This window comes from Paenarthrobacter sp. NPDC092416 (assembly GCF_044755025.1).
Classification (GTDB): domain Bacteria; phylum Actinomycetota; class Actinomycetes; order Actinomycetales; family Micrococcaceae; genus Arthrobacter.
In genome coordinates this window covers 501,282-526,325 of the sequence record NZ_JBIVQG010000002.1, presented here as the reverse complement: position 1 = coordinate 526,325, position 25,044 = coordinate 501,282, and the positions used below count along the sequence as shown (strand labels likewise).

Below are 25,044 nucleotides of genomic sequence, written 5' to 3'. Positions count from 1 at the left end.
TCGATGGCTCGCTGCGCGGAGTGCCGTGCGAACGGCATGGTGCGCAGCGAGCCATCGAAACGGGCGCCGCATGAACGGAGCTACATGTGCACGTGAAGGCGGCGTGCAGCCTCGGAGATGGACCCAGTCAGCGACGGGTACACCGTGAAAGTGCTCGCGACGTCGTCCACGTGCAGCTTCTGCGTCACCGCCACGGAGATCGGGAAGATCAGCTCGGAGGCGTTCGGCCCCACCACCACACCACCGATCACGGTGCCGGAGCCCTTGCGGGCGATGATCTTGACGAAGCCGTCCTTGGTGTTGCGCATCTTGGCGCGGGCGTTGCTGAGCAGGGACAGCATCACGACGTCGCCCTGGTACTTTCCGGAGGCCAGATCAGCCTCGGAAACGCCCACGGAGGCAATTTCCGGGGAGGTGAAGATGTTCGATGCCACCTGGTTGAGCTTGAGCGGTTTCACGCCGTCGCCCATGAAGTGTGCAATCGCGATGCGGCCCTGCATGGCGGCAACGGAGGCAAGCGCGAAAACGCCTGTGCAGTCGCCGGCAGCGTAAATGTTGGGGGCTGTGGTGCGGGAAACACCGTCAACCTTGATGTGACCGGACTCCTGTACGGCGACTCCGGCCTCCTCCAGACCGATTCCCGCCGTGTTGGGGATGGAGCCAACGCAGACGAGGCAGTGCGAGCCGGTGACCACGGAGCCGTCACCCAAGGTGACCTTCACGCCGTCGTCAGTCCGCTCAACGGCCTCCGCACGTGAACGGGACAAGACGCGCACGCCGCGGCGTTCGAAGACGCCTTCCAGCAGTTTGGCGGCGTCCGTGTCCTCGCCGGGAAGAACCTGGTCACGGCTGGAGATCAGGGTGACCTTGGAACCCAGGCCGTTGTAGGCAGAAGCGAACTCCGCGCCGGTGACACCGGAACCCACCACGATCAGTTCTTCGGGAAGTTCGTCAAGGTTGTAGATCTGGGCCCAGTTGAGGATGCGTTCGCCATCGGGCTTCGCGGTGGGCAGTTCACGCGGGTGCGCGCCGACGGCCAGCAGGATGGCGTCTGCCTCGATGGTGCGCGTGCCGTCGATGGTGAGGACCTCGATGGTGTTGCTGTCCAGCAACCGGCCCGAACCGATCACGATTTCGACGCCCTGGTGCTCCAGTCCGGCCCGGATGTCGTTGGACTGTTCATGCGCCAGTTCAAGCACGCGGTTGTTGATGTGTTTGAGGTCGGCGCGCGGCGTGGAGTCACCGCCGTCGACGTCGAACTTCACTCCCAGCTCGTCCGCCTCACCAACGCGGGTCATCAGGTCTGCGGTGGCAATAAGGGTTTTGGAAGGCACGACGTCGGTCAGGACGGCCGAGCCGCCGAGGCCTGCCCGTTCGACGATGGTGACGCGTGCACCGAGCGAGGCAGCCACCATGGCGGCTTCATATCCTCCGGGACCACCCCCCAGGATCGCGATTCGTGGGGAACTGAAGTCAACTTGGGTGGTCACAATTCTCAATTCTCGCCTATTGCACGTCCTCCTGCCACTCAGCCAAGCCTCACCCGGTCCCCGGCCGGACCGACGCGCGCCGCACGTGCCGGAACGTGCCCGCTGACCGCCCCTGCCGCCGTCGTGCGTTTCCCTGTTCATTTGCCGCGGACGCAGGGTAGCTTGTACCAGTGAGTAACACAGAGCTGATGAACACAGACCCTTTCGAAGCCGCCAAGGCCGCTGCTGACTACATTGCTGCAGAGACCGGCGTCGAGTCCCACGATGTCGCCCTGGTCCTGGGTTCGGGCTGGGGCGAAGCCGCCGACCTCATCGGCGAAACCACGGCCACCCTGACCGCGTCAGAGGTTCCTGGATTCCATGCACCCGCGGTGGTGGGGCATGTGGGCACCATTCGATCGGTGCTCACCAAAGAAGGAAAGCGGGCGCTCGTCCTGGGCGCCAGGACGCACTACTACGAGGGCAAGGGCGTCAGGTCCGTGGTGCACGGAGTGCGCACCGCAGCTGCGGCCGGCTGCAAGACCCTGGTGGTCACCAACGGCTGCGGCGGACTCAACGAGGACTGGACCCCAGGAACCCCGGTACTCATCAGCGACCACATCAACCTCACCGCAGCCTCGCCGCTCGAGGGCGCAACATTCGTTGACCTCACGGACCTCTACTCTTCCCGCATCCGCGCCCTGGCCCGCGAGGTGGACCCCACCCTGCAGGAAGGCGTCTACGCCCAGTTCACGGGCCCGCACTACGAGACACCGGCCGAGGTCCAATACGCCAAGCGCATCGGCGCGGACCTGGTGGGCATGTCCACCGCCTTGGAAGCGATCGCAGGTCGCCACGCCGGCATGGAGGTCTTCGGCATCTCACTGGTCACCAACCTCGCCGCGGGCATCAGCCCGGTCCCACTGAGCCACGCCGAGGTCATCGAGGCAGGCCAGACCGCAGGCAAGCGCATCTCCAAGCTCCTCGCCGAGATCATCGCCAAGCTGTAGCCTGCCGGGCTCCCGCTGGTTAACCCATGGGAGCTGGTTTAACCCACCGGCGCTGGTTAACCCACCGGCCCAGGGCTGGGCGCCAGCGGCCCCACAGTCACCCGGACTTGGTTGCTCGATACCCCGTCCGCGGTGGCTGTGACAACCGCTGTGCCCTGGACTGCCCCGCGTACCAGCCCGCTTGCGCTCACGGCAGCGAAGATGGGCCGGCTGGACGCCCACACCACGCTTGCGTTGCCGGCTTTGCCGTCGCTATACGTGACGGTGGCCTTGAGCTGAACTGTCTGTCCGACGTCCAGAACGTGTGGCCCGGCGGGAGCTACGACGACGCTCGTGACCACGTGCTCTACGGTCACCTTTGATGTTGCTTTCCACGCTTTCCCGTCACTGTCCACGTGCGTGGCTTCGATGGCCACTTGGCCCACGGTTTGCGCCGTCACGAGTCCCGAAGCACTCACGGTGGCCACCTTCGAGGAGCCCGCGGACCAAGTGGCATTGGTGACCGCTTTGCTCGTCCCGTCGCTGTAAGCGGCGATTGCGGCAAGCTGGGCAGTCCGTCCTTGTTTGATGGTCAGTTCGCCCGGATCGATCGACAATCCGGTTACTTTCGCCGGCGGCGGAACGGTCACGGTGATGACCGATGTTCCTTGCAACCCGCTTTCTGCGGCCGAGATCGTCGCAGTGCCCGCCTTGGTGGCCGTGACCATCCCGTCGCCGTCCACGGCAGCAATGCCGGGGTTGCTGGACGCCCAGAGGGCTGTGACATTGAGCTTGCCCAAGGAACCGTCGCTGTAGGTTCCTTCGGCGATGAGTTGGAGCTTCCCGCCCGGATCCATAGCCGCCTCGGACGGATTGATCTTCAGTGCGGTCAGGGTCGCACTGCCTTGGATGGTGACCGAGAGATCAAAGCGCCCGGACACGCCGTCGAGCGTTGCTGTCAGGCCCGCCGCGCCAGTCCCTGCCGCCGTCACCATGCCTTCTGGCGTCACTACGGCAACGGCCTGGTTGTCCGAGGCCCAAACAACCCGCTCGCGCAGGACCAGTCGGGCTCCATCGCTGTACGTCCCCACAGCAGAGAGTTCCACGGTTGTGCCCGGGTGGAGAGACTGGGCCGGGGAAGTGACGGCGATCGATTGCAGCGTCGCCGGACCCTCCGAGAGCAGCACGCGCGCCACCACGAACGCAGCCGTCAAAGCTATGGCGGCTACGATCGCCACCACCCACGTTCGCAGGAGGCGACGCCGGACAGTCGACATTCCTGCCGACAAGGCACGGTCCATGTCGGCCGGATATGCCTGCACACGGTAGACCGCTTCCGCATGGATGCGCTGCCGCACGTCCTCCCTCACGGCTTGCCCTTTTCCAGGGAGAAGCGTGCCGTGGTGGACTCGGCGTGCGCCAGAGCCTTTCCCACCGCAGTGACCGCTTGCTCGGTCATGCCGGCAATCTCGGCGACCGTCAGGTTGGCGAACTCATGAAGTACGACGGCGGTGCGCTCCTCAAGCGGCAGTGCCGCCAGTGGATTCTGGCCGAGTTTGCCCCGCTTGCGTGGCGGTGGCGGGAACCAGCGTTCGTGTTGCTTCAGCAATTGCACGAACACGCAAAGTGTGTACATGCGCAGTTGAGGTGTGACGGGCCCTTTCCAGTCAGTCGTCGCTTGGGACCAGGCCGCTTCGAGCAATTGTTGGGCGGTCTCAGGGTCTTCGCACAACAGGTGGGCACAGTACTCCAAGTAGCCCTTTTGCTGCTCAAAAACGCTGCGGAGCTCGGCTTGGCGGTCCTTGAGCGCGGGTGAGAGTTTGATGTTGGGCGACAGGCCAAATTCGATCTCCCGGACGGCTGGCATCAGGACCGCCACCGCCAGTGTCAGCAGGCCGGCACCCACCGGCAGGGCGGACAAGAGATCGGGAAGGAGCCACCCGACGGCGATGGCGCCAACGGCGATGACGGTGACAACGAGCCGCAGCGGAGTGATGGAAGAGCGCCAACGCCGCTTCGGTATCTCACACATGCTGCACCAGCTCACAAGATGGCGGGCCCGGTTCATTTCGCAGGCCGGTTCGCTATCACAGTTTACGTCCATCGATTGGACGTTTGAAGCTCCCCACCAGGGGACAAAACATGCTTCATTCAGCCCTCATGGCGACATGCGCCGACCCCTGATTGGGCGAGGGAATACGCCACAGCCCGGCCCCCGTCAAGTCACATGCCGCCAAAGTAAACGCACAGTAAATTCTCAGAATAAGTCTGCTTTATGCCGAAATATTTGACCTTTGGGCAGCCGGATGGCACGCGCGCGTGGTGAAAATGTAAACGCTTGCACATAAATGTCTGACATCCCGAAAAGGCGTCCGAAATGCTCTTTGATTTGTCCCCTGCGCCATGCGTAGCTTGGAAAGCGCCCCGGCAAGTCGACGTGCCGGAGCCACTGCGGTGGAGCCCCATAAAGGCTTCACCGTCCTCGATACGATGGCGTCCCTCGATGACGCCACGAGCGCATCGCTGGACGCCGGAGTAGAGAAGCCCACAACAGGGCACCAGGGCATGCGCCCCACTCCACGAAGTCCAACACTCCGCGAGAAGAGCAAGCATGAGCACTCACTCAATCCCCCAACGGCCACGTCGCCGTCTGCGGCAGGCTGTAGCAATCGCAGCCGCCGCCAGCGTGGCCGGAACCATCCTGCTGGTCACGCCGGCAGCGCAGGCAAACTTGCCGGCCGACCCGCCGTCGAGCACCATGCCGGCACCCACGCCCGGTTTCCCGCTGCCGACCGTCCATACGCAGCAGGCATTTGACCCGGCAGCGAACTTCACCTCCAAGTGGACCCGCGCCGACGCCAAGCAGATCATGGCGCAAAGCAACCCCAACGTTGCAGCCGGCCAGAACTCCATGAGCCCCAACGTCACCATGCCGGAAATCCCCAAAGACTTCCCGGCCATGAATGACGACGTCTGGGTCTGGGACACCTGGTCCCTGACGGACGAGCACTCGAACCAGATCAGCTACAAGGGCTGGGACGTCATCTTCTCCCTGGTCGCTGACCGGCACGCAGGCTACGGCTTCGACCAGCGCCACTGGAACGCCCGGATCGGGTATTTCTTCCGCAAAACCAACGCCGATCCGGCCAAGGACAAGTGGAACTACGGCGGACACCTGTTCCTGGACAACACCTCAATCGGCAACACCGAGTGGTCCGGCTCCACGCGCCTCATGCAGGGCAACAAGATCAACGTCTTCTACACCGGCACCACGTTCTACGACGTTGCCGAGCGCAACGCCGGCGGCGGCGGAATCGCACCGGACGCTGTGATCGCCAAGGCCCTGGGCAACATCCACGCCAACCAGAACGGCGTGACCTTCGACGGCTTCCAGCACACCAAGCTCCTCGAGCCGGATGGAAAGCTGTACCAGAACAAGGCCCAGAACCCCGGTTTCGCGTTCCGTGACCCGTACACCTTCGAGGACCCGGCACACCCCGGAAAGACGTTCATGGTCTTCGAGGGCAACACCGGCGGCACACGCGGTGAGTACAAGTGCAAGCAGGAAGACCTGGGCTACCGTCCGGGCGATCCCAACGCCGAGACCCTCGACCAGGTCAACACCACCACCGGCTCTTGGTTCCAGACCGCCAACGTGGGCCTGGCCGTGGCAGACAACAAGGACCTGACCAAGTGGAGCTTCCTGCCCCCGATCCTGTCCGCCAACTGCGTCAACGACCAGACTGAACGTCCGCAGATCTTCATCCAGAACGAAAACGGTAAGAACAAGTACTACCTGTTCACCATCAGCCACCAGTTCACCTATGCGGACGGCATGCGCGGTCCTGACGGCGTCTACGGCTTCGTCGGCGACGGTATTCGTTCGGACTACCAGCCGGTCAACAACAGCGGCCTGGCACTGGGCTCCCCCACGGACCTGAACATGCCGGCCAACGCCCCGGAGGGCCCGGACCCGCGCCAGAACGGCCGTCAGTTCCAGGCCTACTCGCACTACGTGCAGCCCGGCGGGCTCGTCCAGTCGTTCATCGACAACGTGGACGGCGTCCGCGGCGGCTCCCTGTCCCCCACTGTGAAGATGAACTTCAAGGGTGGCGTCACGCAGGTTGACCGCAGCTTCGGGCAGAACGGCCTCGGCCCGTTCGGCTACCTGCCCACCAACGTCCGCGTTGGTGGCGAAGGCCTCTACAAGTAGGCAGTAGTACCCCGGCCGACAGGCCACGGCGGGAGTGCCCGGCAGCCGTCAGAACGGCAAGCCATAGGCACCGGGTGCTCCCGCTAACCCCCAACCCCCCAGGATTTCCCCATGACTTTCCCCAGCCCCCACCTTTCCCGCCGCCAGTTGCTGGCGGTAAGTGCCGCCGTCGTCGTCGCCTTTTCCGCAGCCTCCTGCACAGCCGGCCCGACGCCGGTCCCCACACTTGCTGGCAACCGGCCTTCCGCTTCGGACCCTTGGCGCCCCGCCGTCCACCTGACAGCGAGCAAGAACTGGCTCAACGATCCCAACGGCCTGGTCTACGACAACGGGACTTACCACGCGTTCTACCAGTACAACCCGCGCGGAAACTCGTGGGGCAACATGTCCTGGGGGCACTCCACCAGCACCGACCTTGTGCACTGGGAAGAGCATCCCGTGGCCATGGAAGCCAGCGTTGACGAGGAGATCTTCTCCGGTTCGATCGTGATGGACAAGAACAATGCCTCCGGTCTGGGCACCGCCCAGAACCCACCCATGGTGGCCTTGTACACGAGCGCGTATGGCAAGAACGGCGCCCTCCACCAAGGCGCCCAGGCACAATCGGTGGCATTCAGCCTGGATCAGGGGACAAGCTGGCATAAGTACCACGGCAACCCTGTCCTGAACCTGACACCCACCAACAACAACTTCCGCGACCCCAAGATCACGTGGTACGAGCCGGGCCGCTACTGGGTCATGACCACCGTGGTGGCCGATGCCCAAGTGGTCAAGATGTTCAAGTCCACAGACCTGCTCCGTTGGGAATTCCTCAGCGATTTCTCCGGTGTCGGCGCTCAAGGCGGGCTCTGGGAAGTTCCTGAGCTGATCCAGATGGACGTAGAGGACTCAACTGCCAAGAAATGGGTGATGCTCCTCAGCATCAATCCTGGCGGCATCGCCGGTGGTTCGGGCATGCAGTACTTTGTGGGCGAATTCGACGGGACCCGTTTCACCGCCGAGAACGCGGCAGCTCCGGATGCGCCGCTAAGTGAGTCGCAATGGCTCGATCACGGCGCTGACTACTACGCCGCCAACTCCCTCTCCAACGCCCCCGGCGGGAAACCTGTGCTGTTGGGTTGGATGGGTAACTGGGACTACGCCCAGCACGTGCCCACCACCCCGTGGCGAGGTTCAATGGCCATCCCCCGCGAACTCACGCTGGTGCGCGGCGAAAAGCGGCTTGAATTGCGCTCCGCCATCGCTGCCGCAGCCCTCAACGCCATGGGCTCCACAGGTGAGGAAAAAAGCAAAAACCTCACCGTCGGTTCATCCCTGCAGGATCTGGGAGGTGATTTCGCTGGCCGCACGCAGCTGATGGACGTCGAAATGAAGCTCACCACCGCACGCGAGGCCGGGATTCTGCTCCGCCAGGCGGCCGACGGCAGCTCCGGACTGCGTGTCTCCTATAACAGGGACACCCGGACGGTAAAGGTGGACCGCTCGAACGCCGGAACCACGAACTTCTCCGAGAAATTCAGCCCGTACCACCAGGTTGCGGTCCCGGCCGAAGGCAACGGGAACACGGTCCGGCTCCGGATCCTCCTCGATTCGTCGTCCGTGGAAGTCTTCGCGCAGGACGGTGCCGCAGTTATTTCGGACACGTTCTTCCCGGCGTGGGACAACACGGGATCGGCAGTGTTCAGCATGGACGGCGACACCGAATTCACGGTGCGGTCCCGCGCGCTCTGAAGCAACGCGGGGTCAGATACGGCCCATTGCGACCAGATTTATGGGCCATATCTGACCCCGCGTTGCCCTTGACGTGGGCAATGAGGATAGTTTGTCACTATGACATCAAGCGATGCCGCATTTGAGCAGCTGATCAGTGACGCCCACCAGTGGGCCGCCCAAGACCCGGATCCGGCCACTTCGGCTGCCCTCCTTGAGCTGGCCGGCCACGCGAGCGGAGGCGACGCCGGCGCGGCGCAGCAGCTTGCGGACAGCTTCAATGGCACCTTGCAATTCGGCACCGCAGGCCTGCGCGCCGCGCTCGGCCCCGGTCCCAACCGGATGAACCGCGTCGTCGTGCGCCGGGCAGCGGCAGGCCTGGCGGACTTCCTCACCGAAACAGTGGCCGCGGCTGCCCCGGGTACCCGGCCGCGCGCCGTCGTCGGGTATGACGCCCGGTACAACTCGGACATCTTCGCGGAAGAGACCGCGGCGATCTTCACCGCCGCCGGGATTGAGACGTTCCTGATGCCAGCGGCGCTTCCGACGCCGTTGCTCGCCTACGCGGTCCGGGTTCTGGATTGCGACGGCGGCGTGATGGTCACGGCCAGCCACAATCCACCCCAAGACAACGGCTACAAGGTGTATTTGGGGCGCCATGCGGTGACCGAAAGCGGTAGGGGCTCGCAGATCGTGGCCCCGTACGACGAGCAGATCGCGGCCAAGATCGACGCCGTCGGCGCCCTGAATTCGATTGAGCTCGCGGAATCCGGCTGGACTGTCCTGCCGGGATCCATCGCCACTGACTACCAGGCGGCCATGGCCGGGCTCGTGGACCGGGAACATTTCCCGGCCCGTGACCTGAAAATTGTCCTCACTCCCATGCACGGCGTCGGCGGCGGGACTGCCGTTGCCGTGCTCAATGCTGCCGGGTTTACCGACGTGACGCTGGTGGCTGAGCAGGCCGAACCGGACCCCGACTTTCCCACGGTCGCGTTCCCCAACCCGGAGGAACCCGGCGCGCTGGACCTGGCGTTGGAGGCAGCCGGCAGCTTGGATGCTGACATTGTTTTGGCCAACGACCCCGACGCCGACCGGGCCGCGGTTGCTGCTTTTGACCCCGCCACCGGTGCGTGGCGGATGCTGCGCGGCGACGAAGTAGGTGCCCTGCTTGGCGCGCACATCGTCTCGCGTTTGGCGTTCGACGCCGGTGAGGAGCCCCGTGCGGGCGTCTTCGCCAACTCGATCGTGTCCTCACGGCTGCTCTCACGCATCGCCGCTGCAGCAGGATATGCCCATGAGGAAACCCTCACCGGGTTCAAGTGGATTTCCCGCGTCCCCGGCTTGGTCTACGGCTACGAGGAAGCGCTGGGTTACTGTGTGGCCCCGGATCTGGTCCGGGACAAGGACGGCATCTCAGCGGCAGTGCTGATCGCCGAGCTCGCGGCCGCGGCGAAGGCCGACGGGAAAACAATCTTCGATACCCTGGACGAGCTCTACCTGGTGCACGGGCTGCACGCCAGTGACCAGTTGAGCATCCGAGTGGCCGATCTGGGCCTGCTGGACGCGATGATGAACCGCCTGCGGGTCAACCCTCCCGAAGCGTTCGGAGGCTCCGCCGTCGAGGTCTTCACCGATCTTGCCGAAGGCAGCGAACAGCTGCCGCCCACGGACGGGCTTTTGTACCTCACCCGTGACCAGAGCCGCGTGATCATCCGGCCCAGCGGCACGGAGCCAAAGCTCAAGTGCTATCTCGAAGTCATCCAGCCTGTGGAATCCGCAGCGGAGCTTTCCACTGCGCGCCAAGCAGCACGGACATCCCTGGATGAAGTCCTCAGGGATGTCCGCGAAGCGTTGGGCTTGTAGCTACCAGGTTTAGCGGGCTTTAGAGTTCAACCTCGATGTAGCCATCCACCAAACGGGTGGCGAAGGCTGCGAGCTTGAGTTCGGGGTGCGTAAAGCACTCACCGGTTTCGAGGTCGTAGACCTCTTTGTGCAGCGGCGATGCAATGGTCGGCCGGCTGCCGCGGGATCCGATGATGCCACGGGCCATGACGTTGGCCAGCGTCGCCGGGTCCTGCTGTGCGACGGCGTAAACCTCACCGGGGGCGGTGCGGAACAGCGCCACCTGACGGCCCTCGATCAGTGCCGCTTCGCCCCAGGCGAGCTCAAGTTCGTCCTCCAGGCACACACGGTGCCAGGCGGCAGCAGTAGTGGTCAGCTCTTCGGCACGGTCCAGAATTACGGTCATTTCAGCCCCTCTCACTGTGTCCGGGTGCTGGTACTTCCACCGTCAATCCCCCGGACCGGGCCACGCTTGCGGCCACTCCTCCACGCTAAGACGCGGGTGTTTCATGGGGAGTCCGGGATTGTGTCCAGTTCGTAAAAGAGACCTCACACCACGCGAAATGCGTTCGTGATGCAGAAGTTAAGATCACGAAACAAAAGGGAAACTGAAGCGAAACTGCCCGTCCGTACGCTGGATTTACAAGTTGCGGAGATCCGTCTGCAACATTTGCGAAAGGCCCACCAGTGACCGGACACACTTCAAGTACAGAGAACCCGCGCCGCATCGTCGTCGTCGGAGGCGGCCCTGCGGCCCACCGTTTCGCCGACGCCATGTTCAACCGCGGTCTTGAAGGCTGGCAGGTTACGGTGCTCACCGAGGAAGCACACCTCCCCTACGACCGCGTGGCATTGAGCAAGGCCCTGACGGAAACCGATGTTGACCTCACCTTGGGCGACGCCGCCATGTGGGACCACGAGGCCCTGACGCTGAAGACCGGCGAGCGCGCTGTCAAGATTGACTCCGTTGCCAAGAGCGTCCTCACGGCCGCCGGCAACAAGTACGAATACGACCACCTGGTGGTCGCGTCGGGTTCGGACGCAGCCCGCCTCCCCATCCCCGGATCCGAGCACACCCACGTTTACCGGACGCTCGAAGACGTCTGGGCCATCAACAAGGCAATCGCCGAGCTCACCGAAAAGCTTGGCCGCAAGGTCAACGCAGTCACCATTGGTGGTGGCCTGCTCGGCCTCGAGTCCGCGGCCGGCACGGAGCTGCTGGGGGCCACGCCGATCGTCATCAACGGCTCCCCGTGGCTGATGAACACCCAGCTGGATGAGGGTGCAGGCCAGGCGCTTGGCCGCCTGATCGAGGCCAAGGGCTTTGAAGTCCACGGCGGCGTCTTCCCCTCCGAGGTTGTGACGGACGACGACGGCAACGTGACCGGAGTCCTCATGGCCGACGGCCGCACCATCGACGCCGACATCGTGATCGTAGCCATCGGCGTCAAGCCCCGCGACGACCTCTTCCGCGCCGCTGAGGGCGAAGAGCAGATCTTCAGCCTGGGCCAGCGCGGCGGCGTGGTCATCAATGACTTCTGCGCCACCGAGGTGGACGGCATCTGGGCAATCGGTGAAGTCGCCAACTACGGCGGCATGTGCCTGGGCCTTGTTGCGCCGGCCAACACCATGGCCGAGATCGTGGCGGACCGCTTGCACGGCGGCGAGGCAACGTTCCCTGGCTTCGATACAGCTACCAAGCTCAAGCTTTCGGGCGTTGACGTTGCCAGCTTCGGTGACGCCTTCGCCAAGACCGAGCACTCCTTGGAAATCGTCTACGCCGACCCCGCCCGTGGCGTCTACCAGAAGATCGTCACCACCGACGACGCCAAGACCCTCCTGGGTGGCATCTTCGTGGGCGACGCTTCCCCTTACATGAGCCTGCGCCCGCTTCTGGGCCGCGAACTCCCGGCTGAGCCCGGCGCTTACTTGAGTGCTGCCGGCGGCGGCGAAGCACCGGAAACCGAACTTCCGGACGACGCAATCCTTTGCTCCTGCAACAACGTGGCCGCCGGAACCATCCGCGACGCCATCAACGGCTGTGGCGCATGCGACGGCAATGCCCCGGTTCAGGAACTCGGCGAACTCAAGGGTTGCACCCGTGCAGGTACCCAGTGTGGTTCCTGTGTCCCGATGCTCAAGAAGCTCCTGGAAGGCGAACTGACCAAGTCCGGCATCGAGGTCTCCAAGGCCCTCTGTGAGCACATCAGCCTGTCCCGCCAGGAACTCTTCGACGCCATCCGCGTCCTGGAACTCACCTCGTTCGAAGACATCATGGCCAAGTACGGTACCGGCGCCGGTTGCGACATCTGCAAGCCGACCATTGCCTCCATCCTTGCCAGCCAGCACTCCGCCTACGTCCTGGACTCCGGACGTGGCTCACTGCAGGACACCAACGACCGCGCCCTGGCGAACATGCAGAAGGACGGCACCTACTCGGTGGTTCCCCGCATCGCCGGCGGTGAGATCACACCCAAGGGCCTTGGTGTTATTGCAGCCGTCGCCGAGAAGTACAACCTGTACACCAAGATCACCGGCGGCCAGCGCATCGATATGTTCGGTGCCCGCCTGGAGCAGCTGCCGGATATCTGGAAGGAACTGGTGGACGCCGGTTTCGAGTCCGGACAGGCCTACGGTAAGAGCCTGCGCACGGTGAAGTCCTGTGTTGGATCTACGTGGTGCCGCTTCGGTGTCCAGGATTCGGTGGCCATGGCCATCGCCCTGGAGCTGCGATACCGCGGCCTCCGCAGCCCGCACAAGCTGAAGATGGGCGTTTCCGGTTGTGCCCGCGAATGCGCCGAAGCCCGCGGTAAGGACGTTGGCGTCATCGCCACGGCTGACGGCTGGAACCTGTACGTGGGCGGCAACGGCGGTGCCACTCCGGCGCACGCGAAGCTGCTCGCCAAGGACCTGGATGACGAGACCCTGCTGAAGTACATCGACCGCTACCTGATGTACTACATCCGGACCGCAGACCGCCTGCAGCGCACCGCACGCTGGCAGGAAGAACTCGACGGCGACATCAAGCACGTCGAGGAAGTAGTGGTCCACGATTCCCTGGGTATCGCCGAGGAGCTTGAAGCCGCCATGGCCAAGCACATCGACACCTACGAGGACGAATGGGCAGAGACCCTCAAGGACCCGGAGCGCCTCCGCCGCTTCCGTTCCTTCGTCAACGCGCCCAACCAGAAGGACGAGTCCATCTCCTTCGTTCCGGAGCGTGGGCAGATCCGCCCCGCCACGAACGAAGAAAAGGGCGGCGTGCTCATCGCCTCCACCATCCCGGTCCGCAGCGAATAACCAGGGGTTACACATGCAGCTCACCATTGATCTCACAGGCCGCGACGTCCTCGTCACCGGATCGGACCTGGCCGCCCGCCAGGCCGTCCGCCGCTACCAGAGCGCCGGCGCCACCGTGTACCGGCTCAGCACCCCCGAGGGTGTGCGGGAGGACGGGCCGCTCCCCGAGCGTCCTTTCCTGGTGGCAGTGGTCGACGACGGCGCCACCGGCTGGGAGCCGTTGGTGGACCGTTGCCGCGAGGCCGGCATCCCGGTTGCCCATGAACCGGCAGCTGGCGCCGAAGGCCATGTGACATTGGTGGGCGGCGGGCCCGGCGCCCTGGATTTGCTGACAGTCGGTGCCGTGAACGCACTGCGGGATGCCGACGTCGTGTTCTACGACCGTCTGGCTCCCTACCAGGAACTGGCCGCCCTGACGTCGGCGGATCTGGTCGACGTCGGAAAGCAGCCCGGTCACCATAAGGTGACCCAGCGGGACATCGAGAAGTTCATGGTGGAGGCCGCACTGCGGGGCAAGAACGTGGTCCGGCTCAAGGGCGGTGACCCGTATGTATTTGGCCGCGGCGGCGAAGAAGTGGCAGCGTGTGTTGCTGCCGGCGTACCTGTGCGCGTCATTTCCGGTGTCACCAGCGCCATCTCCGTTCCCGCGGCGGCAGGCATCCCCGTGACCCACCGCGAGGTAAGCCACATGTTCACTGTGGTCTCCGGTCACGCTCCGCTCACCGAGAAGGAGCACACGCACCTGGCCGGACTCGGCGGCACGATCGTTGTCCTCATGGGCATCGGAACCCTGCCCCAACTGGCCGCAGGCCTTCGCCGCGCCGGCATGAACGCAGACATGCCGATGGCAGTCGTCGAACGCGGCTACCGCCCCGGCCAGCGCACTACCATCGCAGACCTCGGTACGATCGAAACGGCAGCTACTGGATGCAGCAACCCGGCCGTACTGGTCATCGGCGAGGTGGTCAGGGTGGCTGAAGCCAACCGTAATCATGCCGAAGCATCCGCTGAACTGAGCCGACTCGCGGCTTCGCTCCTTGAAGCCTGAAGGTAAACCAATGACTGTTGCACGTGCCCTCGAAATCCAGGACGCCGTAGCCGCTCCGGGCGTTTCCGAAGCCGCCGAAGCGCCCTTGGATGGATTCCGCATTGGCGTGACCTCGCACCGCCGTTCCAGGGACCTCATCGAGGCCTTGGAACGCCGCGGTGCGAGCGTGCTTCACGCCCCCGCTTTGAAGATCGCCCCGGTGCAGGAGGATGTGGTCCTCATTGAGGACACCCGTGCCATCATCGCCGCCAAACCGGACATCTGCATCGCCACTACCGCATACGGTATGCGACGCTGGTGCGAGGCCGCCGACTCCTTTGGCATCGGCGAGCAACTCCTGGAGACCCTCTCAGCCTGCCGCATGTTCGTTCGCGGCCCCAAAGCCCGAGGCGCCGTCCGCGCGGCCGGCCTTGCCGACGTCGGCATCAGCAGCGACGAAACCACAGCGACACTCGTGGATATGCTGCTCACCGAAGGTGTGCGGGGCAAGACCGTAGCCGTGCAGCTGCACGGGTACACCGACGTCCGCCAGTTGGAGCGACTGCGCATGTCCGGCGCCACCGTCCTGACTGTGACGCCGTACCGCTGGGTGAAGCCTGACGGTGAGGACAAGCTGCCGCGCCTGATCGAGGCCGTGTGCAGCGGCAACCTGGACGTCCTGACGTTCACCAGCGCCCCCGCTGTGGACGCCATGTGGAGCACGGCCCACGAAATGGGCCTGTACCGCCAGCTCATCGAAGCCCTCAAAGGCCCGGTGACGGTTGCCGCCGTGGGGCCTGTCACAGCACAGCCACTGGTCGACGCCGGGCTGACGCCGCTGATCCCCGACCGTTACCGCATGGGCGCGCTGATTCGCCTGGTGACCGAGCACCTTTCGTTGAACCATGTGCGCCGCCTCGAAACCAAGACGGCAACGATCGAGCTGCGTGGCCGCTGCCTGCGAATCAACGGCGACGTCGTGGAGCTGGCTCCGGCTCCGCTGCTGTTGCTCCGGGCCTTGCTCGGAGCCGGCGGTGCCGTGCTGTCCCGCGAAGCGCTCTCGGACCTGCTGGATCTCCGCGGTTCCGTGCACGCCCTTGACATGACGGTCAGCAGGCTCCGCTCCGCACTTCCCGACGGCAAGCTCGTGGAAACGGTGGTGAAGCGGGGTTACCGGCTGCGCGCCTAGTTCTTGGCGATTTGCCGTGCCCCGGTGGGGCGTAAAGGAACCGTCAAGATCACCGCCATACCGGCATCGTGTGGGCCCGCCGGTGCTATCTTCAAGCTGAGAACAGCCAAGTGCGCCGCACGAAGGAAGCACCCATGACCACGATGAGCCGGCCCCCGGCTGATCCAACCGCCGCCCGTCAGGGCCCAGGTTCCCGGTTCAGGAGCTGGCTGCTCTTCGGCCTTCAGGACAGCAAAGGCACCCATCAAGGCCCCGGCGCGGTGTCCGACGTCCATGCAAGGAAGCACCCTTGGTGGCAGGTGATGTGCCTGACGGGTGTCGACTATTTCTCCACGCTCGGCTACCAGCCGGCTATTGCCGCGCTGGCCGCCGGAGTGATCTCACCGCTGGCGACACTGGTGTTGGTCGCTGTCACGCTGTTGGGCGCCTTACCGGTGTACCGAAGGGTAGCCGGCGAAAGCCACCGCGGTGAAGGCTCCATCGCGATGCTTGAACGGTTGCTTCCCAAATGGGGCGGGAAGCTTTTCGTGCTGGTTCTGCTGGGCTTCGCGGCGACCGACTTCCTAATCACCATGACCCTCTCGGCCGCGGACGCCACTGCGCACTTCATCGAGAATCCGCTGGTCCCGGACTGGCTGCATGGCCAGCAGGTGCCCGTTACCCTGTTGCTCCTGGCATTGCTCGGCGCCGTGTTCCTCCGCGGTTTCAAGGAAGCCATCGGGGTCGCCGTCGCCCTTGTTGCCCTCTACCTGAGCCTTAACGTCGTCGTCGTGTCCGTCTCCACCTTCGAAGCCCTTACACACCCGGTCGCGGTCAACAACTGGTGGTTGGCCCTGACGACTTCCCATGGGAACCCGCTGATTGCCGTCGGCATCGCCCTGATCGTGTTCCCCAAGCTGGCGCTCGGTCTATCAGGCTTTGAAACCGGCGTCGCGGTCATGCCGCAAGTCCGCGGCAAGGACGGCGACACCGAAACACATCCCATCGGACGCATCCAAGGAACACGCCGGCTGCTGACAACCGCCGCCGTGATCATGTCCAGCTTCCTGATCACCACGAGCTTCACCACCATCGTCCTGATCCCCGAACACGAGTTCCAGCCCGGCGGGCAGGCCAACGGCCGAGCACTGGCATTCATCGCCCACGAATACCTCGGCAACGGCTTTGGCACTTTTTATGACATCAGCACCATCGCCATCCTCTGGTTCGCCGGCGCCTCCGCCATGGCCGGTCTCCTGAACTTGGTCCCCCGCTACCTGCCCCGGTACGGGATGGCCCCCGAGTGGGCGAAAGCCGTCCGCCCCCTCGTGCTGGTCTTCACCCTGGTCGGGTTCCTTGTCACCTGGATTTTCGACGCCGACGTCGACGCCCAAGGCGGCGCGTACGCCACCGGTGTGCTGGTGCTGATGATGTCAGCGGCCGTTGCCGTGACCCTGTCGGCCCGGCGACGGAAGCAGCGCAAACGCGCCATCGCGTTCGGGATCATCGCCGTCGTGTTCATTTACACCACCATCGCCAACATCATCGAACGCCCCGAAGGTATCCGCATCGCCGCTGTCTTCATTGCCGGCATCATCGCGGTGTCCTTCCTCTCCCGGGTCAGGCGCTCGTTCGAACTCCACGCCACCCGCGTGCACTTGGACGAGGAAGCCTTGGGATTCATTTCGGAGACCTGGGACGGACCCATCCGGATCATCGCCCACGAACCGCTGCGCATGACGGCGGAGGCCTACCGCGACAAAGTTCGCTCCGCCATGGAGGTCAGCCACCTGCCTGTGGTCGGAAAACCCCTCTTCCTGGAGGTGGTCGTGGACGATTCCTCCGATTTCGAAACCGAGCTGCTCGTGCGCGGCATCACCCGGCACGGGCACCAAATCCTGGAAGTCCACGGACCTGTCGTGCCCAACACCATTGCCTCGGTCCTGCTTCACATCCGGGATGTCACCGGCATCATGCCCCACATCTACTTCCGCTGGACCGAAGGCAACCCCGTCATCAACCTCCTGAGGTTCCTGTTCCTGGGCGAAGGCGAAATTGCCCCCGTCACCCGGGAAGTACTCCGCGAAGCTGAGCCCGACGTCACCCGCCGGCCTTGGGTCCACGTCGGCTAAACCTTCAAAACCGGAACCACACTCGGTGTTCCTGCCGAGCCCTCGACGCGACCGTCAAAATCACTGAACGCATGCGCTGGTAAGGGACGACATCGTGCATGCGCGCACCGCTGCTGCCGCCCACCAACCATCAAATATTGGGGGGTTGCACTTCCACTACTTAGCGCTACTATGTAGTGGTAGCTAGTAATACTGAGTAGTGAAGGAGGTGTCCAGTGGGTAAGCAAATGACGGAGATGCTCAAAGGCACATTGGAGGGCATTGTTCTTGCCCTCCTGACCGGCAACGCAGCCTATGGGTATGAGATCACCACGCTGCTCCGGGCGCAGGGCTTTACCGAGATCGCTGAGGGGACCGTGTACGCGCTCCTGGTCAGGATCGAGCAAAAGGGTCTGGTGGACGTCGAGAAGCGGCCATCCGAAAAGGGCCCGCCCCGCAAGGTGTACTCACTCAACGCCCAGGGCAAAAAAGAACTGAACGAATTCTGGAACACATGGAGCTTCTTGTCCGAACGGATTGAAGAGCTTCGCAAGGAAGGAAACTGACATGGCAGCAAAGTGGATCGAGCTCGTGACCGGCTCGCTGGAACAAAAGAAGCAGTACAAGCAGGCCAAGGCGCGGCTGGATGCCCTCCCTGAGCCCTACGGCACAGTGGCGACCGCCTTCAACCGGTACTTCATGTACTACGGCGGGGTCACCGAAGGCGACACGATCGTGCAGATGTTCTCCGACCTCGCGGATCTGTGGGAACGCGCGGCAATCGACGGCACGCCGGTGAGCGAGATCGTCGGAGAAGACCCCATCGAATTCGCTGAGAGCTTCGCCCAGGCATACGGCGGAAAGCGGTGGATCGACAAGGAACGCGATCGCCTGACCAAGGCGGTCGACCAGGCGAAGGCGAAGGAGACCGGATCATGACAACCACCGCAATCAGGGTGCAGGGCATTGAGAAGTCCTATAAGGATCTGCATGTGCTGCGCGGCGTGGACTTCGAGGTAGCCCCGGGAAGCATCTTCGCGCTGCTCGGCTCCAATGGAGCAGGCAAGACCACCATGGTGAAGATCCTGTCGACCCTGCTGAAAGCGGACGCCGGCGAGGCCGCCGTCGAGGGTTTCGACCTTTCGGCAGAGCCGCTCAGGGTGAGGGAGACCATCAGCCTGACCGGGCAGTTCGCCGCCGTCGACGAGATCCTCTCAGGCCGCGAGAACCTGGTGCTCGTGGCAAAGCTTCGGCACCTGAAAAACTCCGGGCAAGTGGCTGATGACCTCCTGGCGCGCTTCAACCTTACCGATGCCGGCCCTCGAAGAGTCGCCACGTATTCGGGAGGCATGCGCCGTCGCCTGGACATTGCCATGAGCCTGATCGGGCACCCGAGGGTGATCTTCCTCGATGAGCCAACCACGGGACTCGATCCCGAGGCACGCCTGGAGGTATGGCAGATCGTGAAGGACCTTGCCAAGCACGGCACCACCGTTCTGCTCACCACCCAGTATCTTGACGAGGCCGAGCAACTCGCAGACCGGATCGCCATTCTCCATGAGGGGCGCATCATCGCGAACGGAACCCTCGCCGAGCTGAAACAACTCCTTCCACCAGCGAAGGTCGAATACATCGAAAAACAGCCCACACTGGAGGAAGTCTTCCTCGCACTCGTGGGTGATAACGCCAAGGTCGAGTCAGTAAAGGACGGGTCATGAGCACCAGCACGCACTTCTTCGCAGATACTTCCGTCCTGTTGGGCCGCTCCATGCGGCACATCTTCCGCAGCGTGGATACCATCATCACCACCGCCATCACACCGATCGCGATCATGCTGTTGTTCGTGTTCGTGCTGGGTGGGGCGATCCAGACCGGCACGGACAACTACGTCAACTACCTGCTGCCGGGCATCCTGCTGATCGCCATTGCCTCGGGGATCGCCTATACCGCTTTCCGGCTCTTCATCGATCTGAAAAGTGGCATCTTCGAGCGGTTCCACTCGATGCCGATCGCACGATCCTCGGTGTTGTGGGCTCATGTGCTGACGTCTGTGGTGGCCAACCTGATCTCAGTGGTGATCATTGTCATCGTGGGCCTGCTGATGGGCTTCCGCCCCTCAGCAGGCCCCTTGGAATGGCTTGCGGTCGCAGGAATCCTGACGCTGTTCACCTTGGCTTTGACCTGGGTCGCCGTCATCGCCGGGCTCAGCGCAGGGACCGTGGAAGGTGCCAGCGCCTTCTCCTACCCGCTGATCTTCCTGCCGTTCATCAGCTCGGCGTTCGTGCCCACCGACACCATGCCGGGCCCGGTCCGCTGGTTTGCCGAGAACCAACCCGTGACGTCGATCGTCAATACCATCCAGGCCCTGTTCGCGTCCCGGCCGGTTGGCGGCGACATCTGGATTGCCCTCGCCTGGTGCATCGGCATCCTCGTCATCGCTTATGCGTTCGCCATGGCAGCGTACCGGCGGAAGGTCTCCTAGGCTTTAGGAACCCACGCTCGCGTGGTTCTTGTGCACCAGGTAGATAGCACCCGTGGTGACGTCCTCCTCAAGGGCTTCCAACGTACGGCCACGGGTTTCGGGGACCTGGGTGTAGATGAAGATCAGGGCAAGAATGCCCACAATGCCAAAGAGGAAGAACGTACCGGTGATCCCCACCCCGGCCACCAGCGTTGGGAAGAACAGGCCGAGGAAGGCATTGGCGATCCAAAGGCAGAAGATGGAAACACCGATCGCGAAGCCGCGGATGTGCAGCGGGAAAATCTCCGAGAGCATCACCCATACGGCAACGTTGAGGAACGTCTGCATGGAGCCCACGAATGCGACCACCAGGAAGAGGATCACAAACGGTCGTACCGGGTCCCCGACGGGCAGCACGATCGAGGCGATGCCGATGAGGAAGTGGCAGACCGTGGTCAGAATGAAGCCGGTAATCAGGGTGGTGCGGCGGTTGATGCGCTGCATCAGCGAAAGCCCGATGACACCGCCGACGACGGCAATGACACCTGGTGCGATGTTGGCGATGAGCGCGCCGTTTGAGTCGAAACCGGCCTCGACGAGCACGGACTGTCCGTAGTACATGATCGAGTTGATGCCGGTGAGCTGCTGGGCAACGCCCAGGCCGATGCCCACGAGGAGGATGCGCAGGATCCACTTGTTCTTCAGCGCGCCCCACCCGGACAAGTTCATCTGCTCTTCCTCTTCGGTGAGGTGCTTGACGTCGGCCATTTCCGCCGCGGCACGCTCGGGCGAACGGATGGTGGAGAGTACATCCAAGGCTTCCTGCGTGCGGCGCTGGGAGATCAGCCAACGTGGGGACTCAGGCATCCGGAGCATGCCGAGGAACAAGGCAATGGCAGGCAGCGCAGCGACCGCCAGCATGATCCGCCAAACACCAGGGTGCTCGCCCCAGATGTTGCCGATGATCGCATTGACGACGAACGCCGCGAGCTGGCCGACGACGATCATCAGTTCGTTGCGGCCCGCCAACGAACCGCGGATCTCATACGGGGCGAGCTCAGCGAGGTACACCGGCACCACGGAAGAAGCTCCGCCGACGGCGAGGCCGAGGATGACACGGCCCACCACCATGACCTCGAAGTTCGGAGCGAACACACAGATCAAGGCGCCGGCGAGGAACAAGATGGCCAGGAGGATGATCGTCTTGCGCCGTCCCCAGGTGTCGGAGAGGCGGCCGCCTCCCATTGCCCCGGCGGCGGCACCAAAGAGCAGGGAACTTGTCACGACCCCCTCGGTGAGTGGCGTAAGTGCGAGTTCGGCGGTCATCGGTCGAAGCGCTCCGTTGATGACACCGGTGTCATAGCCAAAGAGGAGACCACCGAAGGTGGCCACCATGGCAACCATGCCAAGGCGTTTGCGGTGCGGACCGTTCGTCAACGGAGGAAGGGCGGCTATATTGGCGCCTTCGCGCTGCGCTTGCGTAGCAGACATCAGGACTCCTTTGTCAGTGTGGTGCGAGTCATAAATACCCGCTCTGAATAAAGACTAACGCGCGAAAGGCTTAAATGTAAGGTCAAACTAACAAATGACTAATTTTCTTGGTCTTCGGTCGTGGGAGGATGAAGGCATGGCCCCTGACCGCGGACACCGTCCTGCCACGCAAAGCGACGTGGCTCGTGAAGTCGGCGTGTCCAGAACCCTCGTATCGTTCGCGTTCCGCGGCGCCCCCGGAGTCAGCGAGGAGACCAAACAGGCCATCTTCGATGCCGCGAAGCGTCTCGGATACCGGCCCAACGCAGGAGCCGCCGACCTCGCACGCAAGCACCGCTCCGCCGTCGGGCTCTATCTCATGGACATCCGCAACGAGGTCTATGCAGACATCCTGAGCGGCGTCCGGATAGCGCTCCCCCAAAACCGCAACCGTATGATCCTCAGCGTTTCCCGATCAGTGGACGGTGTAGACCCTGGTGCGCTGGAGTCACTGATAGAGGCTCGGGTGGGGATCATCATCGCCGCAACTTTGCTGGATTCAGACGAACACGTGCGGGAAATGGCCCAGATCGTCCCGCTGGTCAGCGTCACCCGGCCGGTGGAGGGTGTTGACAGCGTCTATTCGGATGACGCTTTCGGCGCCCGGGCAGCCACCGAACACCTGCTCAACCTGGGGCACACGCGCATAGCCCACTTGGCGGGGCCTGCCCACGACGGCCACATAGTGCGCAGACAAAGCTATGAACAAACCATGCGCGACGCCGGATTGACCCCGCAAACTTTGTCCGCCCAGGACTTCACCCAAGAGGCCAGCGAGCGCGCGGCCGCCGAATTGCTCGACGCCGCGGACGCGCCAACCGCGATCTTCACGCACAATGACCAGTTCGCCATGGGCGTGCGTGAGGCCGCCCATGCCAGGGGCCTGAGCATTCCCGGCGACCTGTCCTTGGTGGGTTATGACAATTCAAGGACAGCACGGCTCCATGGGATTGACCTGACGTCCGTGGATCTCCATGCGGTGGAGCTGGGCAGGATCGCGGGCGAAGTGGCCTTGGCACGGCTCAACGACCCCGACGCTCCAATGGCCGACAGGCGGCTCACGCCGCAGCTGGTGGTCCGAAGTTCGACGGCGCCTCCACAGTAGCCTGATCTCGTGGAGGCGACTGCTTCACTGGAAGGTACTGCTTCACTGGAAGGAACGGCGGCGGCCACGCCGCCCTGCGCCGAACGCGGAGGTACTCGAATGCGCAAGATCGTGCTGATGTCATCGGTATCCTTGGACGGATTCTTCGAAGGCCCGGATCGCGACATCAGCTGGCACCGCGTTAACGACGAACTCCTCAGTTACTTGAACGGGCAATTCCGGGCGACGGGAGCCTTCATGTACGGGCGCGTCACCTACGAGTTGATGGCCAGCTACTGGCCCACAGCCGACCAAAGTCCGGGGCTCTCAGCACCCATGCTCGACTTCGCCGGAATCTGGCGGGACATCCCCAAGTTCGTCTTTTCGAAGACCATCGCTCAGGCGGGCTGGAACACCACGGTGATGTCCGGCGTCGTGCCTGAACAAATAGCGGAACTCAAGGCGCAGCCTGGCGGCGACATCATCCTGAGCGGCCCCAACCTGGCCGCTTCCTTCATCCGGCACGGCTTGGTGGACGAGATCCGGGTCTACGTCAATCCCGTGGTCCTTGGACAGGGCGTGCCGCTGCTCCAGGTCCCCGAAGTCCGGATGAACCTCACGCTCAAGCAGACACGGACATTCGGCAACGGCGTGGTGCTGCTCCACTACGCGCGCGATGACGACTGAGGGCTGCAGCCTTCAGCGAACGTGCAGCCCTCAACGAACCTGCAGCCCTCAGCGAACCACCCGGTAGCGCACGTGCGTGACGAGGCTGCTTCCGCTGACTTCTGTCTGCTCAAGCTTGAGGTCCCCGACGCCGTCCAACAGTCGTTCGCCAGACCCGAGGACCATGGGCGCAATGTGCAGCCGCAACTCATCGATCAGCCCAGCCGAAAGGAATTGGCGTGCGGTCTCCGCCCCTCCGGCAACAGCCACGTCCTTGCTGCCGGCTGCCTCGCGCGCTTGGGCGAGTGCTGACTCGATGCCGTCGGTCACGAAGTTGAACGTTGTACCGCCTTGCATCTCCAAAGGCTCGCGGCGTTGATGCGTCAGGACGAAAACGGGTGCGTGATATGGCGGTTCCTCGCCCCACCAGCCCCGCCATTCCTCGTCCCACTCCCCAGGCCCCGCGTACATATTCCGTCCCATGATGTACGCGCTGGCCTCGAGGATGCCCTCAATCGCGGCCGCGTTGGCCTCAGGTTCCTCGAACATCCACCGGTGCAGCCGTTCTCCGCCATCGCCCAACGGCTCCTCCGCCCTCTGATTCGGGCCGGCGACGAAGCCGTCCAAGGAGATGGTCAAATCGCAAGTGACTCGGCTCATGCGCCCATCATGCCACCAAGGCACCCGACCAGCGTTGCTTCCTGACCTTCTTTGGGTGTTGGGCTGCAGGTATTCAACCCAATTCGGATGACTTCCGGCCCACGGTCCCCCAAAGAGGGTCAGGAAGTCCCCGCAGCCCTCGCCAAACCGGCAGGCCAAGGCGGAAACTGGGTCCACACACTGGGTCCACACACGAGGAGGACCGATGACATCCGAACCCACCATGGAGTCCCTCAACATCCTGGTCGGCGAATGGGAGACGGAAGCGCCAGCGATGGGTGCGTCCGGCCGGACAACGTTCGAATGGTTGGAGGGAGGCGGTTTCCTCATCCAGCGATCCACGGTTCAAAGGCCGGAGTTTCCCAACGCCGTCAGCGTTATCGGCGCAACAGGCTCGGACGGCGCTCTCCAGCAGCACTACTTCGATTCGCGCGGCGTCGCACGGATCTACGACATGACGCTCAAGGGCAATGTATGGACCCTTTTCCGGGACGGCCCGGACTGGCCGCAACGCTACGTCGGCCATGTCAGCGAAGACGGCAACAGCATCACGGGCCGTTGGGAGCGCGGTTCTTACTTGGGAGCGCCACTCGAGCACGACTTCGACCTGAACTTCACGCGCATCGGCTGAATACATCCCCCGGCCGCACCCGCGAACGGCCACAAACGGATTACTCCACCTCATGGACAGATTCCCGGCCCGGTGGGAACATGGGGCCATAGTCCGCGGAGGCACCGCCCGGCCACGTCCGGCGCCGTCTCTTGCAGCTATGTTGTCAGCTTTCCTCTGAGAGGAACGGCCATGGGTCGT

The 25,044-nt window shown here is 63.6% G+C and carries 21 protein-coding genes; 15 read left to right on the top strand and 6 right to left on the bottom strand.

Features of this window, described 5'->3' with window-relative positions; genetic code table 11:
• Positions 1–80 precede the first annotated feature (80 nt).
• Positions 81–1,490 carry an NAD(P)H-quinone dehydrogenase gene (locus tag ACIQC5_RS06550; RefSeq protein ID WP_400279683.1) on the bottom strand — a complete coding sequence of 470 codons (1,410 nt, stop codon included), beginning with the start codon at positions 1,488–1,490 and terminating at the stop codon, positions 81–83.
• Positions 1,491–1,678: 188 nt separating this feature from the next.
• Here ACIQC5_RS06550 and ACIQC5_RS06545 point away from each other — a divergent pair, with 188 nt between their 5' ends.
• Positions 1,679–2,479 carry a purine-nucleoside phosphorylase gene (locus ACIQC5_RS06545; RefSeq protein ID WP_400280156.1) on the top strand — a complete coding sequence of 267 codons (801 nt, stop codon included), beginning with the start codon at positions 1,679–1,681 and terminating at the stop codon, positions 2,477–2,479.
• Positions 2,480–2,535: 56 nt separating this feature from the next.
• On the opposite strand, the gene ACIQC5_RS06540 is transcribed toward ACIQC5_RS06545, so the two are convergent.
• Together ACIQC5_RS06540 and ACIQC5_RS06535 are read right to left on the bottom strand one after the other, a co-directional pair.
• A complete protein-coding gene (locus ACIQC5_RS06540) occupies positions 2,536–3,828 on the bottom strand; it encodes an Ig-like domain-containing protein (RefSeq protein ID WP_400279681.1) in 1,293 nt (430 codons plus the stop codon).
• Positions 3,825–4,490 (bottom strand): sigma factor-like helix-turn-helix DNA-binding protein, encoded by a 666-nt coding sequence (locus ACIQC5_RS06535; RefSeq protein WP_400279678.1) that lies wholly within the window; start codon positions 4,488–4,490, stop codon positions 3,825–3,827. The genes ACIQC5_RS06540 and ACIQC5_RS06535 overlap by 4 nt, the downstream gene beginning before the upstream one ends.
• Positions 4,491–5,069: 579 nt before the next feature.
• On the opposite strand from ACIQC5_RS06535, the gene ACIQC5_RS06530 reads away from it, so the two are divergent.
• The 3 genes from ACIQC5_RS06530 (at position 5,070) to ACIQC5_RS06520 (ending at position 10,247) form a co-directional block, all read left to right on the top strand.
• On the top strand, positions 5,070–6,671 hold the full coding sequence (locus ACIQC5_RS06530) for a glycoside hydrolase family 68 protein (protein ID WP_400279675.1): 1,602 nt from the start codon (positions 5,070–5,072) through the stop codon (positions 6,669–6,671).
• A gap of 111 nt (positions 6,672–6,782) precedes the next feature.
• Positions 6,783–8,402 carry a glycoside hydrolase family 32 protein gene (locus tag ACIQC5_RS06525; protein WP_400279672.1) on the top strand — a complete coding sequence of 540 codons (1,620 nt, stop codon included), beginning with the start codon at positions 6,783–6,785 and terminating at the stop codon, positions 8,400–8,402.
• 99 nt (positions 8,403–8,501) lie between these two features.
• Complete coding sequence (locus ACIQC5_RS06520; protein ID WP_400279669.1) at positions 8,502–10,247, top strand: phospho-sugar mutase; 1,746 nt, start codon at positions 8,502–8,504, stop codon at positions 10,245–10,247.
• Between the two features lie 19 nt (positions 10,248–10,266).
• Here ACIQC5_RS06520 and nirD read toward each other — a convergent pair whose 3' ends face one another.
• Positions 10,267–10,632, bottom strand: coding sequence for a nitrite reductase small subunit NirD (gene nirD / locus ACIQC5_RS06515; protein WP_400279667.1), 366 nt, complete (start codon positions 10,630–10,632; stop codon positions 10,267–10,269).
• A gap of 281 nt (positions 10,633–10,913) precedes the next feature.
• On the opposite strand from nirD, the gene nirB reads away from it, so the two are divergent.
• The 8 genes from nirB (at position 10,914) to ACIQC5_RS06475 (ending at position 20,314) form a co-directional block, all read left to right on the top strand.
• Entirely contained in the window at positions 10,914–13,526 is a 2,613-nt protein-coding gene (nirB, locus tag ACIQC5_RS06510) for a nitrite reductase large subunit NirB (protein ID WP_400279665.1), read from the top strand.
• 13 nt (positions 13,527–13,539) lie between these two features.
• Positions 13,540–14,574 carry a uroporphyrinogen-III C-methyltransferase gene (cobA, locus tag ACIQC5_RS06505; RefSeq protein ID WP_400279662.1) on the top strand — a complete coding sequence of 345 codons (1,035 nt, stop codon included), beginning with the start codon at positions 13,540–13,542 and terminating at the stop codon, positions 14,572–14,574.
• A 10-nt stretch (positions 14,575–14,584) separates the two neighbouring features.
• Positions 14,585–15,742, top strand: a complete 1,158-nt coding sequence (locus ACIQC5_RS06500; protein ID WP_400279659.1) for a uroporphyrinogen-III synthase — start codon at positions 14,585–14,587, stop codon at positions 15,740–15,742.
• Positions 15,743–15,876: 134 nt separating this feature from the next.
• Positions 15,877–17,853: an amino acid transporter gene (locus ACIQC5_RS06495; protein WP_400279656.1), complete on the top strand. Its 1,977-nt coding sequence runs from the start codon at positions 15,877–15,879 to the stop codon at positions 17,851–17,853.
• 215 nt (positions 17,854–18,068) lie between these two features.
• Entirely contained in the window at positions 18,069–18,398 is a 330-nt protein-coding gene (locus ACIQC5_RS06490; protein WP_400279653.1) for a PadR family transcriptional regulator, read from the top strand.
• A gap of 1 nt (position 18,399) precedes the next feature.
• Positions 18,400–18,771, top strand: coding sequence for a DUF1048 domain-containing protein (locus tag ACIQC5_RS06485; protein WP_400279651.1), 372 nt, complete (start codon positions 18,400–18,402; stop codon positions 18,769–18,771).
• Positions 18,768–19,550 carry an ABC transporter ATP-binding protein gene (locus ACIQC5_RS06480; protein WP_400279649.1) on the top strand — a complete coding sequence of 261 codons (783 nt, stop codon included), beginning with the start codon at positions 18,768–18,770 and terminating at the stop codon, positions 19,548–19,550. The genes ACIQC5_RS06485 and ACIQC5_RS06480 overlap by 4 nt, the downstream gene beginning before the upstream one ends.
• Complete coding sequence (locus ACIQC5_RS06475) at positions 19,547–20,314, top strand: ABC transporter permease (protein WP_400279647.1); 768 nt, start codon at positions 19,547–19,549, stop codon at positions 20,312–20,314. The genes ACIQC5_RS06480 and ACIQC5_RS06475 overlap by 4 nt, the downstream gene beginning before the upstream one ends.
• 3 nt (positions 20,315–20,317) lie before the next feature.
• Here ACIQC5_RS06475 and ACIQC5_RS06470 read toward each other — a convergent pair whose 3' ends face one another.
• The gene (locus tag ACIQC5_RS06470) at positions 20,318–21,784 is read right to left on the bottom strand and encodes a sugar porter family MFS transporter (protein ID WP_400279644.1); all 1,467 of its coding nucleotides are present in this window, start codon (positions 21,782–21,784) and stop codon (positions 20,318–20,320) included.
• 94 nt (positions 21,785–21,878) lie between these two features.
• Here ACIQC5_RS06470 and ACIQC5_RS06465 point away from each other — a divergent pair, with 94 nt between their 5' ends.
• Positions 21,879–22,928, top strand: coding sequence for a LacI family DNA-binding transcriptional regulator (locus ACIQC5_RS06465; RefSeq protein WP_400279642.1), 1,050 nt, complete (start codon positions 21,879–21,881; stop codon positions 22,926–22,928).
• 9 nt (positions 22,929–22,937) lie between these two features.
• Entirely contained in the window at positions 22,938–23,594 is a 657-nt protein-coding gene (locus ACIQC5_RS06460; protein WP_400279640.1) for a dihydrofolate reductase family protein, read from the top strand.
• A gap of 48 nt (positions 23,595–23,642) precedes the next feature.
• On the opposite strand, the gene ACIQC5_RS06455 is transcribed toward ACIQC5_RS06460, so the two are convergent.
• Positions 23,643–24,233 carry a dihydrofolate reductase family protein gene (locus ACIQC5_RS06455; protein ID WP_400279637.1) on the bottom strand — a complete coding sequence of 197 codons (591 nt, stop codon included), beginning with the start codon at positions 24,231–24,233 and terminating at the stop codon, positions 23,643–23,645.
• Between the two features lie 205 nt (positions 24,234–24,438).
• Between ACIQC5_RS06455 and ACIQC5_RS06450 the strand changes: the two genes are divergently transcribed.
• Positions 24,439–24,864, top strand: a complete 426-nt coding sequence (locus ACIQC5_RS06450; protein ID WP_400279634.1) for a hypothetical protein — start codon at positions 24,439–24,441, stop codon at positions 24,862–24,864.
• The last annotated feature ends 180 nt before the right edge of the window (positions 24,865–25,044 follow it).